Annotated in this window: 21 protein-coding genes; all 21 read right to left on the bottom strand. The window is 36.0% G+C overall.

Annotated features, from left to right (window positions below; translation table 11 throughout):
• Positions 1-14: 14 nt before the first annotated feature.
• The 21 genes from MKX78_RS10260 to MKX78_RS10160 all read right to left on the bottom strand — a co-directional run bounded on the left by MKX78_RS10260 (position 15) and on the right by MKX78_RS10160 (position 19634).
• Positions 15-791 (bottom strand): isoprenyl transferase, encoded by a 777-nt coding sequence (locus tag MKX78_RS10260; RefSeq protein WP_095369500.1) that lies wholly within the window; start codon positions 789-791, stop codon positions 15-17.
• Positions 792-1255: 464 nt separating this feature from the next.
• On the bottom strand, positions 1256-1813 hold the full coding sequence (frr, locus tag MKX78_RS10255; RefSeq protein ID WP_095369501.1) for a ribosome recycling factor: 558 nt from the start codon (positions 1811-1813) through the stop codon (positions 1256-1258).
• Positions 1814-2539, bottom strand: a complete 726-nt coding sequence (pyrH, locus tag MKX78_RS10250; RefSeq protein ID WP_095369502.1) for a UMP kinase — start codon at positions 2537-2539, stop codon at positions 1814-1816. It lies immediately after the preceding gene.
• Between the two features lie 122 nt (positions 2540-2661).
• Positions 2662-3543, bottom strand: a complete 882-nt coding sequence (gene tsf, locus MKX78_RS10245) for a translation elongation factor Ts (protein ID WP_095369503.1) — start codon at positions 3541-3543, stop codon at positions 2662-2664.
• Between the two features lie 204 nt (positions 3544-3747).
• Positions 3748-4449, bottom strand: coding sequence for a 30S ribosomal protein S2 (gene rpsB, locus MKX78_RS10240; RefSeq protein ID WP_095369504.1), 702 nt, complete (start codon positions 4447-4449; stop codon positions 3748-3750).
• 154 nt (positions 4450-4603) lie between these two features.
• Complete coding sequence (locus MKX78_RS10235) at positions 4604-5104, bottom strand: hypothetical protein (protein WP_095369505.1); 501 nt, start codon at positions 5102-5104, stop codon at positions 4604-4606.
• A gap of 45 nt (positions 5105-5149) precedes the next feature.
• The gene (locus MKX78_RS10230; protein WP_341050758.1) at positions 5150-6487 is read right to left on the bottom strand and encodes a DUF342 domain-containing protein; all 1338 of its coding nucleotides are present in this window, start codon (positions 6485-6487) and stop codon (positions 5150-5152) included.
• A 24-nt stretch (positions 6488-6511) separates the two neighbouring features.
• Complete coding sequence (locus tag MKX78_RS10225; RefSeq protein ID WP_289433539.1) at positions 6512-7264, bottom strand: FliA/WhiG family RNA polymerase sigma factor; 753 nt, start codon at positions 7262-7264, stop codon at positions 6512-6514.
• A 59-nt stretch (positions 7265-7323) separates the two neighbouring features.
• Positions 7324-7818 carry a chemotaxis protein CheD gene (locus tag MKX78_RS10220; RefSeq protein WP_180316976.1) on the bottom strand — a complete coding sequence of 165 codons (495 nt, stop codon included), beginning with the start codon at positions 7816-7818 and terminating at the stop codon, positions 7324-7326.
• A 5-nt stretch (positions 7819-7823) separates the two neighbouring features.
• Entirely contained in the window at positions 7824-8459 is a 636-nt protein-coding gene (locus MKX78_RS10215) for a chemotaxis protein CheC (protein ID WP_095369509.1), read from the bottom strand.
• Complete coding sequence (locus MKX78_RS10210) at positions 8459-8911, bottom strand: chemotaxis protein CheW (RefSeq protein WP_095369510.1); 453 nt, start codon at positions 8909-8911, stop codon at positions 8459-8461. The genes MKX78_RS10215 and MKX78_RS10210 overlap by 1 nt, the downstream gene beginning before the upstream one ends.
• 21 nt (positions 8912-8932) lie before the next feature.
• The gene (locus MKX78_RS10205; RefSeq protein WP_307314398.1) at positions 8933-10936 is read right to left on the bottom strand and encodes a chemotaxis protein CheA; all 2004 of its coding nucleotides are present in this window, start codon (positions 10934-10936) and stop codon (positions 8933-8935) included.
• Positions 10937-10951: 15 nt separating this feature from the next.
• Positions 10952-12037, bottom strand: a complete 1086-nt coding sequence (locus tag MKX78_RS10200; protein WP_307314400.1) for a protein-glutamate methylesterase/protein-glutamine glutaminase — start codon at positions 12035-12037, stop codon at positions 10952-10954.
• Positions 12037-12909 carry a MinD/ParA family protein gene (locus MKX78_RS10195; RefSeq protein WP_095369512.1) on the bottom strand — a complete coding sequence of 291 codons (873 nt, stop codon included), beginning with the start codon at positions 12907-12909 and terminating at the stop codon, positions 12037-12039. Before MKX78_RS10195 ends, MKX78_RS10200 begins: the two co-directional genes overlap by 1 nt.
• Positions 12902-14032, bottom strand: coding sequence for a flagellar biosynthesis protein FlhF (gene flhF, locus MKX78_RS10190; RefSeq protein WP_307314403.1), 1131 nt, complete (start codon positions 14030-14032; stop codon positions 12902-12904). Before flhF ends, MKX78_RS10195 begins: the two co-directional genes overlap by 8 nt.
• The gene (gene flhA, locus MKX78_RS10185) at positions 14032-16065 is read right to left on the bottom strand and encodes a flagellar biosynthesis protein FlhA (protein WP_095369514.1); all 2034 of its coding nucleotides are present in this window, start codon (positions 16063-16065) and stop codon (positions 14032-14034) included. The genes flhF and flhA overlap by 1 nt, the downstream gene beginning before the upstream one ends.
• A gap of 73 nt (positions 16066-16138) precedes the next feature.
• Complete coding sequence (gene flhB, locus MKX78_RS10180; protein ID WP_095369515.1) at positions 16139-17224, bottom strand: flagellar biosynthesis protein FlhB; 1086 nt, start codon at positions 17222-17224, stop codon at positions 16139-16141.
• Positions 17225-17228: 4 nt separating this feature from the next.
• On the bottom strand, positions 17229-18005 hold the full coding sequence (fliR, locus tag MKX78_RS10175; protein WP_095369516.1) for a flagellar biosynthetic protein FliR: 777 nt from the start codon (positions 18003-18005) through the stop codon (positions 17229-17231).
• Between the two features lie 7 nt (positions 18006-18012).
• Entirely contained in the window at positions 18013-18282 is a 270-nt protein-coding gene (gene fliQ, locus MKX78_RS10170; RefSeq protein WP_095369517.1) for a flagellar biosynthesis protein FliQ, read from the bottom strand.
• A 19-nt stretch (positions 18283-18301) separates the two neighbouring features.
• Positions 18302-18967 carry a flagellar type III secretion system pore protein FliP gene (gene fliP, locus MKX78_RS10165; protein WP_095369518.1) on the bottom strand — a complete coding sequence of 222 codons (666 nt, stop codon included), beginning with the start codon at positions 18965-18967 and terminating at the stop codon, positions 18302-18304.
• Positions 18960-19634: a flagellar biosynthetic protein FliO gene (locus tag MKX78_RS10160; protein ID WP_307314409.1), complete on the bottom strand. Its 675-nt coding sequence runs from the start codon at positions 19632-19634 to the stop codon at positions 18960-18962. Before MKX78_RS10160 ends, fliP begins: the two co-directional genes overlap by 8 nt.

The raw sequence follows: 19634 nt of genomic DNA, 5'->3' as shown, positions 1-19634 counted from the left end.
TTTCAACACCTTTATTAAACTCCTCCAAAACGCCTTTGACGCTTTTGGAATACTTCAACTGCTTCAACAAAATGTTCTTCCCCAAAGTCTGGCCATAAAACATCTGTAAACCAAAACTCAGCATAAGCTAGTTGCCATAGCATAAAATTACTTAAACGAATTTCCCCACTCGTTCGTATCAGTAGGTCTGGATCGGTCAACTCATTTGTCATTAAGTATGATGAAAAAACTTCTTCTGTTAACTTTTCATCATCTATTATACCACTTTGCGCATCAATTAAGACGTTTTTAACTGCCTCAATAATTTCCGCTCGACTCCCGTAGTTCATAGCGAAATTTAACACTAACCCATCATTATGAGCAGTAGATTGGATCGCTTCGTCAATCGCTTTTAATGTCGCTGCCGGTAAAATAGATTTATTTCCTATCATTTTCACTTGAACATTCTCTTCAATTAATTCGGGTAAAAACGTTTGCAGAAATTCAGATGGCAATTTCATAAGGAAATCGACTTCCATTTTCGGCCTTTTCCAATTCTCAGTAGAGAAGGCGTATAATGTTAACGTTTTAACACCCAGTTGATTGGCGAATCGTGTGATTTTTCTAACGACTTTTGCCCCTTCATGATGACCTGCAACACGTGGCAACGTTCTTTTTTTAGCCCAGCGACCATTACCATCCATGATGATAGCTACATGCTCTGGAATTGGCTGTGCTTTAATATTATCTATTCTATCTTGAAGATCTATTGAGTCATTATTATTTTTCCAAAGTTTCATTTTATCGAACATTTGAATACTCCTTTTAATCGGCTGATTTACCATTAAATAAGTAATGCCATGTATTTAATGGATAAGCACCCTTTTCCGTTCATACTACTTCGATGATTAAACGAGTGACGCTTTTGCCATTTCAGATATATTCATTATAGGCAGAATAAGTAAGCACATCAATAACTTTCCTCCAATTGTGCTCCTCATTTTAAAGATTACCACAAAACGATGCAATAAGATATTTTTTTAAGATATTAATTAAAATTAAGAGTTCGATTTCAAGGATTGCCGTTTTGGTTTATCTGCCAACAAATTCTATCAGTAAAGAAAATAGTTCCATTTTCTTCTACGCTACTGCCTTTTTCACTTCATTCATAAAACACGAAGTTTTAGAATCGGTCCATTATAGAAAAAGCCCCCTATTTATCATAGAGGGCTTCGCCTACAATCGAAAAAGTATGTCCTATATAATGTAAATAAGATTATACTTCTAAAATTTCTTTTTCTTTATCTTTTGTAAGCTCATCAATTTTCTTAATGAACTCATCTGTTGCTTTTTGGATATCATCTGAGTAACCACGTTGATCATCCTCAGTGATTTCTCCATTTTTTTCTAGTTTTTTCAGATCATCATTACCGTCTCTTCTAATATTACGGATGCCTACTTTCGCTTCTTCCGCCTCTTTTTTCACAACTTTTACAAGTTCCTTACGGCGCTCTTCAGTTAGTTGTGGAATGGATAAACGAATAAGGTTTCCATCGCTTGTTGGAGTAAGTCCTAAATCTGATTTCAAGATTGCCTTTTCAATGTCACCTAATATAGATTTATCATAGGGTTGAATGACTAATAAACGTGCTTCTGGTACAGAAACACCAGCTAATTGGTTAATAGGTGTTGGTGCACCATAGTAATCTACTGTTATTCTATCTAATATAGAAGAGTTAGCTTTCCCAGCTCTGATACCGGCTAATTCGCGTGAGTAAGATTGTGTTGCTTTTGTCATACGTTCTTTTACATTAGCTATGATATTTTTTGGCATTTAGTTTTTCCCCCTTACGATTGTACCGATTGGCTCGCCTAATACAGCGCGATTGATATTTCCTTTTTCCATAATAGAAAAGACAATCAGTGGAATATTATTATCCATGCAAAGTGATGATGCCGTTGAATCCATGACTGCTAATCCCTCTTTAATGACATCTAAATAGGATAATTCATCGTATTTTTTTGCATTTTTATCGATTCGTGGATCAGCAGAGTATACACCGTCAACATTATTTTTTGCCATTAAGATAACTTCAGCATCAATTTCTGCCGCTCTTAGTGCAGCTGTTGTATCTGTAGAGAAATAAGGGTTTCCTGTGCCTGCAGCGAAAATAACGACCCTTTTCTTTTCCAAGTGACGAATGGCTTTTCTACGGATATATGGCTCAGCAACTTGTCTCATTTCAATTGAAGTTTGTACTCTTGTTTCAATCCCAAGTTGTTCTAAACTATCTTGAAGTGCTAAGGAGTTCATTACCGTTGCAAGCATTCCCATATAATCTGCATTAGCACGTTCCATACCCATCTCTTCACCAATCTTACCACGCCAAATATTTCCGCCACCAACAACGACAGCTACTTCAACATCTAGCTCAGCTAAGTCTTTCACTTGCTGTGCGACTGACTTAATTACTGATGGATTAATGCCGAAACCTTGTTCTCCAGCCAATGCTTCACCACTTAATTTTAAAACAACTCTTTTATATTTAGGGTCGCTCATAAGAACCTCCATAATGAATAGTAAGCAAAAAAAGCTTTTGCTTAAAATTTCAAATTACATTTATTCTAACAAACAGGGAACACACAGTGTTCCCCACAAATTCATCTACTATGGTAGATTTATTATTTTTTCACTTGGCTCATTACTTCTTCTGCAAAGTTATCTTCGCGTTTTTCGATACCTTCTCCTACTTCATAACGTACGAATTCGCTAATTTTACCGCCTTTAGAAGCAACAAATTTCCCAACTTTTTCATCTGGGTTTTTAACAAATGATTGATCGTTTACACAAACTTCTTCGAAATATTTACCTAAGCGACCTTCAACCATTTTCTCAACGATTTTTTCTGGTTTACCTTCGTTAAGCGCTTGTTGAGTAAGAACTTGACGCTCATGTTCAACTTCTTCTTGTGAAACTTCATCACGAGAGATATATTTAGGGTTTAATGCTGCAATATGCATAGATACGTCTTTTGCTGCTTCTTCATCAGTTGTACCTTCAAGTACTGTAAGTACACCAATACGTCCACCCATGTGTAGGTATGCGCCAAAAGCATCGTTATCTGTTTTTGTTTTAACTTCAAAACGGCGTAATGATAGTTTTTCTCCAATTTTAGAAATAGCTGTATTGATATGAGACTCAACTGTGTTACCATTTGTCATAGATCCTTGAAGTGCTTCTTCAACTGACGCAGGTTTTACACTTAACAAGTGCTCTCCTAATTCTTTTACAAGTGTTTGGAAACCTTCGTTTTTAGCAACGAAGTCTGTTTCAGCATTTACTTCAAGAATAACAGCTTCATTTCCTTCTACTTTAATAGAAGTTAAGCCTTCAGCAGCGATACGATCGCCTTTCTTCGCAGCTTTTGCAATACCTTTCTCACGAAGAAAGTCAATTGCTTTTTCCATATCTCCGTCTACTTCTTGAAGTGCTTTTTTACAATCCATCATTCCAGCACCTGTTTTTTCACGTAATTCTTTTACCATTTGTGCAGTGATTGCCATTATGGAATCCTCCTTATTGAATATGTAAATGTCGTATATGAACATTCAGCATGATTTTTTATTATTACATTATCTTTTCCAAATATTGCGTATGCCAATCGTTCTTTTGATTTGCAGGCAACAAATACGTCATTCTTTTTAAAAAAAGGTGATAAAGGGTGCTCCCTATTATCACCTTTTCAAAAATAACGCATTTCATAGCAATTATGCAGTCGTTACTTCTTCACCTTGTTTAGCTTCTAAAATTGCATCCGCCATTTTACCAGTTAAAAGTTTAACGGCACGAATTGCATCGTCGTTTGCAGGGATTACTACATCGATTTCATCTGGATCACAGTTCGTATCAACAATACCAACGATTGGAATGTTTAATTTATGCGCTTCTGCAACTGCAATGCGCTCTTTACGAGGATCAATGATGAATAAAGCATCAGGAAGAGCTTTCATATCTTTGATTCCGCCCAAGAATTTTTCTAAACGTTCTTGCTCTTTTCTTAATTGAACAACTTCTTTTTTAGGAAGTACTTCAAAAGTGCCATCTTCAGACATTCTTTCGATATCTTTAAGACGTGCAATACGCTTTTGGATTGTTTCAAAGTTTGTTAATGTACCACCTAACCAACGTTGGTTTACATAGTACATACCAGAACGAATTGCTTCTTCTTTAACAGAATCTTGCGCTTGTTTTTTAGTACCAACGAAAAGAACTGTTCCGCCTTCACCAGCTAGTTCTTTAACGAAATTATAAGCTTCTTCTACCTTCTTAACTGTTTTTTGAAGGTCGATAATGTAGATGCCGTTACGCTCAGTGAAAATGTATTTTTTCATTTTTGGGTTCCAACGGCGAGTTTGGTGTCCGAAATGTACACCAGCTTCAAGCAATTGCTTCATAGAAATTACTGACATGGATGTTTCCTCCTAATGGTTTTTATTTTCCTCCGCTCATATCATCTTTAACTAGAAACTGTATTGACAGCACCAACTAGTTAAATCAATAAGCGTGTGTATTAACACCGTTTTATAATATAGCATAACTCCAGTAAGTAAGCAAGACTTATCATCATTCCTTAGAAAATTTCAATAAAAGTTCTACCTCTTTTTTTCCTTTATTCATGCGTTTTGCAATTTCATCGACGGAGTGCCCTTGATGATAAAGGTCCTGAATAGAAGAATGGGTAGTCGCTTCATTCTTTTCTTTTTGACGGTCAATATGAGTATCCTTATTGGCTTGATTAGCTTGATAAATAGATGCAGCCTTCTTTTTAGCTGTTGTTGTCCGATAGCGTTTATTCAACTCTTGTGGATTTGGCTCATTTTGTACGTTAGATTCGTCATTTACTGGAGATAATATATTTCTTTGCTGGACCTGCTTCAAAAAAGCTTCGTTCTCTTCACGCATTTCCGTTATGTATATCGCTAATAATTGATCCATTTGTTCTATATTATTTTTTTGTTCTTTTTCTAAAGAAACAAAACGATTTTGCCGTAAATAAAGGAGAAGAATCGCAGTGATTGCGAGTATATTCAATATGAGACTAATGATAAGGAAGAAAACAATCATTATTTATCCCTTCTTTTTTGTCAACTATTAGTGACTCTCTACTTTTTAATTTTCAATAGGTAATACAATAAATTCTGATTTATCAAAATGAATGGTAATATGCGCATTCGGCTTTTTAAAAAGCTTGGCGTACTTACCTTTTTTTATCTTTGTTTGAGGGTATAGATCTCCAAGAATTTTGATAGCTAGCTTATCCTTTTGAAAAGTGTGGTGACTTTCTATCTCTTGTTTCTTTTTCGTTAGATTTAAGATTTCTTGCTCGATATGCTTCTTAGTCTTTTTATGTTTTAATGCCAACGGATGTCCCTGTTGACCCTCCTGCAATTTAGACTCAATAGAAACTAACTTTTGTTTTACGATATTTAAATCAGCAAGTTTGTTCGAGATTTCCCCTAACTTTTCTTGTAGTGAATAATCCTCATCTTTTAATTCAATTTCAGTATATGTAAAATGGTGATTGCCAATATCTTTGACAATCATTTCACCATATGTTGATAAATGCCCCCCGATGACAGATGCATTATTAGCATAAATATGTTCCTTGGCAAACACTACACTATGAAGGATTGAACGCTCTATATATATATTACTTTCAGATTCTACTACTGCTTGATTTAAAAAATGGGCTCTTATACTACCTTGAGCCTGAATTTTACCATATTGATTTCCGAGGACTCCACCTTCAATATAAATATAGCCTTGTGCCTCTAAATTTGCGTTTTCAACTGTTCCTTCTACCCTTATATTACCTGTTGCCACTATATGGCTTCCTGTTAAGACATTCCCTTTCACAACCACGTTACCATCAAATTTCATTATACCTTTTCCTGGATGATAATCACCATCTATCAGTTGTATCGGCAACACAGACAAGCTGTTTTTTGACAGTAAGACTTCACCATCAATTAAAGAATAATATTGCTCATGATGTAAGATCACATTTTCCCCTGGAGTGATGTGTAATTCTTTTCCATTCATGCTGTTAACCCTTTGTCCATGAACATCGATTCCGTCCGTTCCAGGTGTAGCTGGAAAAATAGTTGCGATCACCTCTCCATTTGCTACTGTGACCATATACTCATGTATGTCATTAAGCTTCTCTCGCTTATCACTATGCATATTTAACTTTTCCTTTACTAAATAAGCATCTCTTCCAGCGATTGGTTTCTCACCTTTTGCAATTTCGATTGGGGAAGTGTAGGCTAGAGGGTCTTCAACTATTTTCGCGATTAGCGCATGGTCAAGTCCGTATGTAATATTCGCTTTACGAATACTTTTTTCTATTACTTGTTTAATATTATCATCTTGTATCTCACTTGCCTGTATATGTAACAAAGCAGTTAACCTATCAGGTGATACAGAAATGATATGCCCTCCTACCATAGAAAAACCCTCCTTCAAAGAACATTAGACGATTTTTTCTAATGTTTTCTTTAACTTTTGAATTGCCTTTGAATGAATTTGTGAAATCCTAGATGTAGAAAGCTGTAAAACTTCACCAATTTCGGTTAATGTCAGTTCTTCTTTATAAAATAAACTAACCACTAATTGTTCCTTTTCGTTTAATTGCTTAATTTGTGATGTTAATTCTTCAATTAATTCATTTTTAACAAGCTGTTTTTCTGGTAAAATAGCTCTCTCATCTTGAAGAACAAATGAATAATCATCATAATCATAGTCACTCGGTTTTTCATCAATAGATAATAAGTTGGCCATGTATTGTTCATTTAGAGTAGCATATACTTCCTTAGTTGATAATTGTACCTCAAGAGCAATTTCTTCAACTGTGACATTACGCATATAGGCCTGCTCTAATCTTTCAATCGCCGCTTCCACTTTTTTTGTTCTTTCTCTCGTGCTTCTTGATAGCCAGTCTTCTTTTCTTAAACCATCTAAGATGGCGCCCCTAACTCTGAAGGATGCATACGTATCAAATTTAAGGTCACGATTTGGGTCGTATTTTTCTAGTGCATCAAATAAACCCATCATGCCTAGACTTTTTAATTCATCCCTTGACACGTTTTTAGGGAGACCTGCTGCAATCCTTTGAACATGATAACTCACAAGTGGCATATATCTTTTAACGAGGAAATTACCCGCGTCTTGATTTCGTGAACATACCCACTCATCCCAAGCTTTCTCTTCTGAAACTTGTAGCATTGATTGAATCTGGTTAAATACATGATTTAAACCAGATACTCACCTCCTCTAACAAATATTTATATATATGTCACTCCTTGATTAACCGTCTTAACCATCATCTTGCCATTCTCTGGATTGAACTCTATCGTTCGTCCACAGTGACCACCTACATCCTTACCTGTCACTTCAACTTGCAAGTTTTTTAATATTCGTTCTGTAGTGGCTATATTTCTTTCGCCAATACGGATCACATCTTGACCGGATGAAAATTTAAACATATGTGCCCCACCTGCATACTTAGCCATGATGGAAATACGATGCGCACCACTTTTAATTAACTCATCATACAAATGCTTAATTCCTGAATCAGCAAACTTAGCGGGGTTAAATACCTTTGATTTTGCTAAGGATGAGTCAGGGAGCATTATATGAACCAATCCTGCTATTTTCTTTTTTTGATCATAAAGTACGACACCTACGCAAGAACCTAAACCTGACGTCCTAATTAACTGAGGTGCCTGAACAATATGACAGTCAGCTATCCCAACTTTCACGACTTCACTTGTATTCATTATATTTATCCGTCACATTTCTTTAAGATTTCAGATAACGAGTGATTATCGAGGAAGATCAATAAGTGACAAAGCTCTTCTTTCGATTCTTCAACAATCTCCATACTCGTTTGAATAACTAATAACTCATCATAATCGTATGATTGTGTAATACAAGCATCACTGATTAATGCAGCTGACATATCGATACTTATAGCAGGAAGTGAACAAAAGAGTGGTTCTTCAAAAAAATCCCCAAGTGCAGAAGCATAGGCGCCTGTTAACATATTCATTAATTCCGCTAATGCTGATTGTTCCATGTGATCGTATAGACTACTAAACATTTCATTTTGGCTTTGTAGCAAGTTTGCTATCCACCGTTCTACATTTTGATAAGACATTAATAATAATAGTTGGCTTGAAAGAGAGCCTGATACTTGCGACAGACCCCCAACCGTTACATTCTCGTCATTACCGTTCGCCTCGACTACCTCTTGATAGGTATAGATGTGAACCGAGGGAACACGCATATTTACTTTTTTATCCAGCAAAGAAGAAAGTGCTGTTGCTGCATTACCTGCACCAATATTTGCTACTTCTTTTAACATATCTATAAATTTTGGGAGATGGTGTCGATTATTAATAGAATAAGAATCAGCCATTAAACTTCTACATTCTCCTCTATATTTAATACTTTAGCTAAGTCAATCAAAATAAGAATTTGTTGATTCATTTTGGCGACAGCTTTTATATAATCAAACGACTCTGTTCCTACCACTTCAGGCGGGGGCTCTAATTGTGATGTTGCAACATCTATCACATCATTAGCTGCATCGACAATTAACCCCACTTCCTTTTCACCTTTTTTCGTAATAATAATTCTAGTATGTTCGGAATAGGGGTGTTCGGGTAAATTAAATCTCGTGCGTAAATCGACAATTGGCAATATAACACCACGCAGATTAATGACACCTTTAATATACTTCTCTGTTCCTGGCACTCTCGTAATATGTTCTATTTTTTCTATTGAGAGTACATCTGCAACAGGTACCCCATATTCTTTATCACCAAGCTGAAATACAATTAATTGAACAGTATGTTGGTTATTTTCCACAGTCCAATCACCATCTTCCTATTATTTTATCAACTCATTACAATCAATAATTAGCGCTACTTGTCCATCGCCTAATATTGTCGCACCCGATATGGCAAAAACATTCGTTAAATAATCACCTAATGATTTTAGTACAATCTCTTGTTGCCCGATAAAAGAACTCACGATTAATGCAGCCAGCTTTTCTCCTTTTCGAACGATAACAACTGAAAGCGTCTCTGGTGTTTCTTCACTTTCATCATTCACTTCAAAAATAGATTGTAAAGAAACGAGCGGAACGACTTTACCTCTAAAATCGATTACTTGCTGATTATGTGTTTTCATAATGTCAGCTTTTTTTATAATTGCTGTTTCAATAATGGAGGATAAAGGAATAGCATACTTTTCATTTTCTACTTCTACTAACATAGCGGAAATAATTGAAAGGGTTAAAGGTAATTGAATGGAGAAGGTTGAGCCGTTTCCTTCATTAGACTGAATCGTAACATATCCACCTAATGATTCAATTGTACTTTTAACAACATCTAAACCGACGCCTCTGCCCGAAACATCGGAAATTTCCTTAGCTGTAGAAAAGCCTGATGAAAAAATAAGCTGATAAATATCTTGATCTTCCATAGAAGCGATCTCTTCTTCTTTAATAATCCCTTTGGAAATGGCTTTTCGACACACATTGTCCTTATTTATTCCTGCCCCATCATCCGTTATTTCTATGAAAATATGATTTCCACTATGATAAGCCTTCAAGATAATTGTTCCTTGTTGTGACTTACCTTTCGCTAAACGCTCTTCGGGCTTTTCAATTCCATGGTCCATTGCATTTCTAATCAAATGAACGAGTGGATCACCAATCTCATCAATGACTGTTCGATCTAATTCCGTTTGGGCACCAATAATCTCTAGGTTGACAGACTTATGTAAATCTTTCGCTAGTTGTCTTACCATTTTAGGAAAACGATTGAAGACTGTATCAATTGGAACCATCCTCATATTGAGAATTATATTTTGCAAATCTCCGGAAATACGAGACATATGTTCAACGGTTTCTTGTAACCCTTGATGGTCTAAATCTTGAGAAATTTGTAGTAGACGTCCTCTATCTATCACCAATTCCTCAAATAAATTCATCAAGATATCTAGTCGTTCTATGTTTACCCTAATCGTTTTCGTTGCATGTTTGCTCTGCTGTTTGAATGATGAAGTCTGTTGTTGTGCTACTTCAACCTCTTTTTCTGTAGGCAATACCACTTGTTCTACAGCTACCGCCGCTTCTTCACTTGCCTGAGACAAATCTATCGCTATGATTTCGACAGCGTCGATTTCAGATATTTTCAACAGCTCCATTTCAATCTCTTCTTTTGTGTTAGAGGAGAGAATAGTTACTGTAAACTCAAAGTCAAATTGTTCCTCTTCAAGAGCAGTTGCCTGAGGGTGCGATTTAATGATTTCTCCATTTTTCTCTAGTGTTTCAAAAACCATAAATACTCGAACTGCTTTTAATAAACAATCTTTATGTAATTGCACCGTCACTTCATAGGGGTGATAATCGGTACCTTTTGATTGACTTAATACAGTCCATTCATAATCATCGTAGGTCAGCTTCCCAAATTGCATAGTTTCCGGTGCATTTACATTCTCAAGCTGTTCTTTGCCATCCAAGCTCTGCAATTGTTTCACTACAGTCTCTACATTCAATTGTCCATTGCCTCCACTGGCAATAGATTCTACCATTTCTTCTAAGTAATCAGCTGCTAAAAATAATACATCAAGTACTAGTGAAGATACAGCTAGTTTCTCATTACGAATAAGATCTAACACGTTCTCCATTTGGTGAGTTAATTGGGCTAAATCATTAAACTCCATCGTAGCTGACATGCCTTTTAAAGTATGAGCAGAGCGAAAAATTTCATTAACAATGAATAAATCCTCTGGACTTTGCTCTAATTTAAGCAGCAAATCATTACAATTTTGTAGATGTTCTTTACTTTCTTCAATAAAAAGATCTAAATATTGGTTCATTTCCATCTAAGGACACCTCCATTAAACATACTTCAAGATTGTAGATGAGACATTTTGTAACTCTACTACTTCATCAGCTAATCCATTATCAACTATCGCTTTTGGCATCCCGTAAACGATGGCTGTTTCTTTCGATTCGGCAATAATGGTTGTTTTCGTTTTCTCTTTTAACTTTTGTGCTCCCTTTTTTCCATCTACGCCCATTCCGGTCAATACGACAGCTACTTGTCTATAGCCCTGCAATTCACTAAATGAAGCAAACAGCATATCAGCAGATGGACAATGCCCCACTTTTTTCTCCGGTGGTAATAAATGAGCAAAAAGAAAACTGCCTTTTTGATTTATAGTAAAATGTAAGCCGCCTTTAGCAATATAAGCAACACCTTTCTCCAACTTTTCTCCATCTTCTACTTCTTTCACCGTAATATGAGTCATTTGATTCAATCGGTTTGCTAAAGAATGGGTGAAATACGGTGGCATATGTTGGACAATCAGCATTGTTGCATTTATATCCTGCGGAAAACTTTGTAAAATAGATTGAATGGCTCGTGGCCCTCCTGTTGATGCAGCAATTGTAACGAGTAAAGGTTTTTTCTCTTTTAATACTAAATGCTCACCCTTTAGTTCTATATTACTATAATCGGCAGATGTTTTTATGTTTTTGTGAGGTTGTTTTATAGGACTAATTAACGATTTCATGTTTGTTTGTCGTGCTATTTTCACTTTTTCTATTAAATCATGTTTGATTTTATATAAATCTAAGGAAATCGGACCCGATGGCTTTTCTATAAAATCAAATGCGCCATATTTAAATGCTAGTATCGTATGATCTGTACTTACTTTCGCGGCACTAGATAACATGATAACTGGTAGAGGTTTATTTGCCATTATTTTTTGCAGCGCCTCAAGTCCATTCATAATTGGCATTTCAATATCTAGTGTAACGACATCAGGCTGTTTTTGAATCACTTCACGTACGCCCTCTTCACCATTTCTCGCTACACCTATTACTTCTATTAGTGGATCTCCAGATAAAAAATCGGTAATTAGCTTTCTCATAAATGCGGAGTCATCAATTACAACTACCTTTATCTTATTCACACCCATCACCTCCTACTTAAAAGCAAATGTTTTAAACGCTGGATAAAAGAAGTACCGCTTCCTTGTTCCATTCTTTCTATTTCATTTAATAATTGAGAAGTAATGAGTGCTAATTGTTTAGCAGCTTGTCCCTGTCGATCCAATTGGACAAAAGGGACTTGGTGTTGAACGGCTTTTTTCACTTTTTTATCTTCAAACACACATCCTAAATATACAATTTCCAATTGTAAGAACTTCTTTACTACTGCCGAAATACGCTCGTATGCTTCACCAGCTTGCTGTATGTCATCGACGCGATTCATAATCATTGAAAATTGAATATCCGACTGATTTCGGGCAATTTGTTTTATCGCACCATAAGCATCCATTATAGCTGGAGGCTCTGGTGTTGTAACAACAATCACTTCTTTAGAAGATGAAATAAATGAAACAGCTTCCAAACTCATCCCTGCTCCCATATCTAAAATGATGAAATCATATGTCCTTAAAACGACACTTAAATCATCAAGGAAGTTATCCACCTTTTGTTTATCCAGTTGCAATATATTTGAGAGTCCTGAACCACCGGCAATCATATCAATACCTAATGGCCCCTTTTCTATTAACTCATTAAATGAGCGCTTTTCATGAAAATAATCAGCTAAAGTAAATGGAAAAGAACGACCGATTAGAATATCTTGATTCCCCATACCTATATCCATGTCAATTAACAAGACTTTCTTCTGTTGCTCTTTCAATAAAATGGAAAGATTCAAGGATATATTTGACTTCCCCACGCCCCCTTTACCACTAATCACAGAGATGACACGACCTTCTTGATCGATAAAGGGTTGATTATTCCTTAAATGATCACGTAGTTTAGCTGCTTGATCATACATAAGCCGAATCCTTTTTGAGAACGATATTCAAAAATTTTTCCTTTGTCATCTCTTTCAAGTCTTCGGGTACTTCTTGTCCATTTGTCATATAAGCAATCCCTTTTTGAAAACGAAGCACCATTTCTCCTACTGCATTAAGGTTGCTCGTTTCATCTATTTTAGTAAATAGGAAACGGTCAATGTCCATTCTGGTAAATTGCTCATATATCTCTTTCATATCTTCTACTTTTGCAGTAAGTGACAGCACCAGGAACGTCTCAGTCGGAAAATCAGTGGCTTTTGTTACAGAGGAAAGCTCCTTTATATTTTCCTCGAGACGATAATTCCTTCCTGCTGTATCTATAAATATCACATCGTAATGAGCAAACTTTTCTACTGCCTGCTGATAATCTTCGGCAGAATAGCAAACCTCTAGAGGTGCATGGAAAATATCAGCATATGTCCTTAATTGCTCAATAGCAGCAATACGATACGTATCAGTTGTAATAAATGCTACCTGTTTCTTATGTTTTAATACCGCTTCAGCAGCCAGTTTAGCAATGGTAGTTGTTTTCCCAACCCCTGTTGGACCTACCAGTTTAATTAATTTATTGTTAAAAGTAATACCGCCAAATGAAATACCTTCTAGTTTACTAGTCAGATATTCTTCTATCCATTCTGTCACCTTGCTATCACGTAATTGCTCTGATTCTTTATACCATCTCGATAATAGATGGTCTGTCATCTCATTGATAAGAAATGCTGGCAATTCCATATTGTGTAATCGTTCAATCATTGTTTTAACATCTGTTGGCACGGTTTCAGTTTGCCTATGTAAATTGTTTCGCTTTTCTTTCATTAGCCCTTTCACTTCATTCAATTGCGTAATAATTTGTTGCATATTCTCTAACTCACTTGAAGAAGTCTGCGTTTGAAAGGCTGGTGGTTGATCAGATTTCTGCTGCTTTGCCTCAGGGTCGACACCTGCCATAATCTCTAGTTGCTCCTTTTTAAAGAGACCGAGAAATCCCGTTGCTTTTTTAGTTTTTTTCGTTTGTAAAATCATGGCATCTGGTCCTAAATCTTTACGTATTTTCTCTAATCCTTCTGCCATTGTATTAACAGTAAATTTTTTCACTTTCATTATAGATTCACCACTCCAACGCTTTGTACTTCTGCATTAGCTTCTATCTCATTGTAAGAGAGAATAGGCACTTGAGGAAAATACCTTTCCGTCAATTGTCTTACATATAAACGAACAGCAGGTGAACATAAGACCACTGGTGTATGATTCAACATAGAGCTTTGTTCGATTTGGTTTGCCAGAGACTCTAAAATCGTTTGTGTTTGTGTCGGATCTACCGATAAAAAACGCCCCTGTTCTGTTTGTTGAATTCCATCAGCAATAATCTTTTCTACTTTTCCAGATAAAGTAATCACTTTTAACGATTCACCTTCATCATGAAATTGATCGGTGATTTGTCTAGCAAGTGCTTGGCGGACATACTCCGTTAATAAATCTGTATCAGTTGTCGATCTAACAGTATCTGCTAAACTTTCAAATATCACTGGTAGATTCTTAATAGAGATGTTTTCTCTAAGTAATTTCGCCAGTACTTTTTGAATATCTCCCGTTGTTAAAGGCGTCGGTGTGACTTCTTCCACCAAAATAGGATAACTTGATTGTAAATGATCGATTAATTGCTTCGTTTCTTGACGACCTATTAACTCATGAGCATTATTTTTGATCACTTCAGTTAAATGAGTGGACACAACTGAGGGGGGATCAACAACGGTATAACCGTAAATTTCAGCTTGCTCTTTCGTGTCTTCATTAATCCATTTAGCTGGTAAACCAAATGAGGGTTCGATTGTATCAATTCCTTCAATAGAATCTTCCTCGACACCTGGACTCATGGCTAGATAATGATCTAATAAAAGCTCCCCTTTGGCCATAACATTCCCTTTTATTTTGAGTCGATACTCATTAGGTTGTAATTGAATATTATCTCTAATGCGAACGACAGGGATGATAATTCCTAACTCTATGGCTAATTGCCTTCTAATCATAACGATTCGATCAAGTAAATCGCCACCTTGATTCCCATCTGCTAATGGGATAAGCCCGTAGCCAAATTCAAATTCTATCGGATCCACATTTAATAGATTAATCACACTCTCAGGGCTTTTCATTTCATCTGTTTGCACTTCTTCTTCAATTTCTTGTAATTGCTCTTTGTCAGGTGCTGGTGTTTTAGAAATAAAATACCCGCCTGCTATTAACAAACCTGCGATAGGAAGTGTTAATAACAAGCCAATCGGTGTAAACACACCTAAGAAAAGAATAGTCGCGCCGGCAATATAGAGCATTTTAGGATATGAAAATAATTGCCCAGTTATATCTGATCCAATATTCCCCTCTGAAGCTGATCTAGTGACAACTAAACCAGTAGCAGTAGACATTAGAAGAGCTGGTATTTGGCTCACTAACCCATCACCAATTGTTAACATAGAAAAATGAGTGGCAGCTTCTCCTATTGGTAAACCTAATTGCGTGACACCAATGATTATTCCAACGATTAGATTAATTAATGTAATAATAATAGACGCAATGGCATCGCCTTTTACAAATTTACTCGCACCATCCATCGCTCCATAGAAATCTGCTTCCCGCCCGATTTTTTCACGACGATTTCTAGCATCTTGTTCAGAGATCATCCCAGCATTTAAATCTGCATCAATACTCATTTGCTTTCCAGGCATTGCATCCAAAGTAAATCTTGCTGCAACCTCAGATACACGCTCAGTCCCTTTTGTAATAACAATAAACTGAACGATTACGAGAATGATGAACACAACTAAACCGACGATTACGTTACCTCCAGTAACAAAGGAACCAAACGTTTCAACAACTTTTCCCGCATCACCTTCGGAAAGGATGGCACGCATCGTAGAGACATTCAACCCGATGCGAAATAAAGTCATTAAAAGAACAAGCGATGGAAATATAGAAAATTCCAGTGCTTCCTTCATACTCATGGCCATGAGTAAAACCATAAGTGCGAGCGCCATATTAATGATAATTAAAATACTTAATAGCCAATGGGGAAAAGGAATGATGAGCATAGCAACAATTAGAATAACGCTCAACAACACCGATAAATCTTTTACAGCCATCTGATTCTCTCCTAACGATATATAAAACAATCTATCTCTCCATCTTTTGATAGATGGTTATTTTTAATAGTTATCATTTCTCCAATTGGTTTTTCACTTTATATACATAAGCTAAAACTTCAGCAACCGCTTTAAAAAACTCTTCAGGTATACTCTCGCCAATATCAACTTGATCATAAAGACCTCTAGCAAGCGGTCTATTCTCTACCATGATTACTTTATGTTCATTAGCGATTAATTTTATTTTCTGTGCGACATGGTCTACCCCTTTAGCTGTAAGAATTGGTGCGTCTGCTTTCGACTCATCATATTTCAAACAGATAGCATAGTGAGTGGGGTTGGTAATGATGACATCTGCTTTTGGCACTTCTTGCATCATTCTTCTTGTCGCCATCTCCCTCTGCCTTTGTTTAATTTTAGATTTAATTAAAGGGTCTCCCTCCGAACTTTTATGTTCATCTTTTATATCTTGCTTTGACATTCGTAAATTCTTTTCATAATCATATTTTTGGTATAAATAATCTAATATTGCTAGAACCAATAACGCTAAGGAAGCAAATATCCCCATTTGGATGGTTAAATCAATGACTGTTTTCATTGCAGCCCCAATTGTTTTTTGTGAGAGAATGAGAATCTCGTCAATTCTTAACCACAAAATCGAAAAAACAACGACGCCAATGATACTAATTTTAAGAATCGATTTTAACATTTCAACGATAGCACGGAGAGAAAAAATTCTCTTAAAGCCTTTAATCGGGTCTAACTTCTCAAGCTTCGGTTCAACTGGTTTTGTCGTAAATAACACGCCAACTTGTATATAATTAGCAATGATTCCTGCGATAAGGGCCACTACCATAATTGGACCTACAATCATAATTAGTTCTTTTAAGATGTCCAATAAAATCTTAAAAACAGATGCTTCCGTTACATCAAGTAATAAATATTCATTAAAAGAATGCTCAAGCATTGTGATGATGGAAGTTTGCAGAAAATCTGCGGCAAAGAAAAAGAACGTAAAAACAGCTAGTAACATAATAGCAGTATTTACATCTTGGCTTTTTGCAACTTGCCCCTTCTTACGATTATCTTGTTTCTTTTTCGGTGTTGCTTTCTCTGTCTTTTCTCCAGCAAAAAGCTGTAAATCGAGTGTGAGAAACATTTTTTTATGCCCCTCCCATCAAGTTCATCAAGCCTCGTAAGAAATACAACATTTCTTCAAACAGTTTTGAAACAACTAACATCATCACACCCATCATAATAAATAAGATGATGAAGCTTACACCAATTTTCAACGGTAACCCGACTACAAAAACATTTAGCTGAGGGAACGTTCGAGCGAGAATCCCTAATGCCACATCAACAAGAAATAAACAGCTGACAACGGGAATAGCCATTTGAAAGGCAATAACAAACATTCTACTAAAAGCTTTCACCATATATTCAGCCATATTAGCATTTCCAAACGCAATCCACGGTTGATCAAGTGGGACATATTGATAACTATAGAAGATTCCGTCTAATAATAAATGATGACCATTGACCGATAATAGAAATAGGAGTGAGATAATGTATAAAAATTGACCCGTTAGCGGACTTTGTGCACCAGTTTGTGGATCAATGACATTCGCTAGAGCAAAACCCATTTGAAAGTCGATAAAACCACCTGCAGTTTGAATCGCCGATAATAATAAATAAGCAAGAAAGCCGATAAACAAACCAACCAATGCTTCTTTAAGAATGAGAAAAATATACATATTGTCTATTTCAAGTAATGGTAAATCGAGTGTAAATACCATAATCCATGCAATAAAAAAGCCAAGCCCTATTTTCATTGTATTAGGAACATTCCTATATGAAAAAATCGGCATCATCACAAAAAATGAGGTAATTCTTACAAATACTAATAGGAAACTTGGAAAATAGTTGAATAATTCTTGCATAATAACTTTAACCTATATACCTTGTTAAATTAGAAAGAATATCACTCGTATAGCTAACCATATAATTTAACATCCATGGTCCAAAGACGACTATACCAACTAACACAGCGACAATCTTTGGCACAAATGCTAGCGTCTGTTCTTGAATTTGTGTTGTTGCTTGAAAGATACTCACAATTAAGCCGACCACTAAAGCTAGTAATAATAATGGTCCGCATACAATTAGTACTGCCATTATCCCCTGCTCGGCGATTGAAATTACGGTTTCCGAAGTCATTTCTCTAACATTCCCTTACTTAAAAACTTTGTAGTAGTGATTTCACTACTAAATACCAACCGTCAACTAACACGAACAATAAAATCTTAAAAGGTAATGAGATCATTACAGGTGGAAGCATCATCATTCCCATCGACATTAATACACTGGCTACGACCATATCAATGACTAGAAAAGGAATAAAAATCATAAAACCAATCTGGAAGGCTGTTTTAATTTCACTAATAGCAAATGCTGGCACTAGTGCTGTTAATGGAATCTCCTCGATAGAAGTAGGCTTTTCAGCTCCTGAATAATCTAGAAATAGCTGTAGATCCTTTTCTCTCGTATGAGCACTCATAAACTCTTTAAAGGGAAGGGAAGCTCTATCATATGCTTCCTCTAGATCAATTTCTTCATTGAATAGGGGTGATAATGCTTGTTCGTTAACCTCATGAAAAGTAGGCGCCATCACAAAAAAAGTTAAAAATAAGGCAAGTCCAATTATCACTTGATTGGGAGGCATAGATTGAGTAGCTAATGCCGTCCTTACGAAAGAGAGAACAATCACGATACGCGTAAAGCATGTCATTAATATTAAAATACTTGGCGCTAAAGAAAGTACTGTTAACATTAGTAACAGTTTAATAGATGTTGAAATATTATCGGGTGAACTGTTATTAAATATCTCCATTACTTCATTCATGTTCGTGTTTACCCTTCTTCAAATTTTCAAGTTGGTCGGAACGTTTTTTTTTCATATCTGCCAGTTGTTTACTAAGAATATCTTGAAAAGATTGGTTCTTAACTTGTTCACTTTCCGACTTCTTCATTATCTTGAAAGGTTGAGTAAGAAACTGTTTTGCTTGCAATGACTGGTCGCCTTGTTCTTCATAATTTTTTAATAAAGTATCCCGCTCTTCTTTATCAGCGACCTCACTGATGAGTTGTACATTTTCACCAACGCCTAGTATATACACTTTTTCACCTATTTTGACGACTTGAACCGAGCGATTTTGACCTAAGGCAGTCCCACCAAGGTGATTAACGACATTGGTTGATTTATAAGAGCGGCTCTTTTTATTAACAAACTTTAACAAGCCATATAATAAGCCAACCACAAACACTGTAGCAAAAACCATCTGAATAAAATCCCAAGCATTTAACCCGACTTCCGTAGTGTCTGCTGTTATTTCTTCTGAGTGTATATTTGGTTCAATCTCATTTTTCTCTGTGGATTTTTCCTCATCCTTCACCATTTCCTCAACACTTCTAGATTCAGCTGACGCAGTCACATGAAGTAACTGCGTCAAAAATAAGCAGGAAATGGCTAGTATACATATTCTTCCTATTACTTGTTTATACATGTTCAT

The organism is Cytobacillus sp. FSL R5-0569, assembly GCF_038007265.1.
Lineage (GTDB): Bacteria > Bacillota > Bacilli > Bacillales > Cytobacillaceae > Cytobacillus > Cytobacillus kochii.
This window is presented reverse-complemented; position numbering and strand designations above follow the sequence as displayed.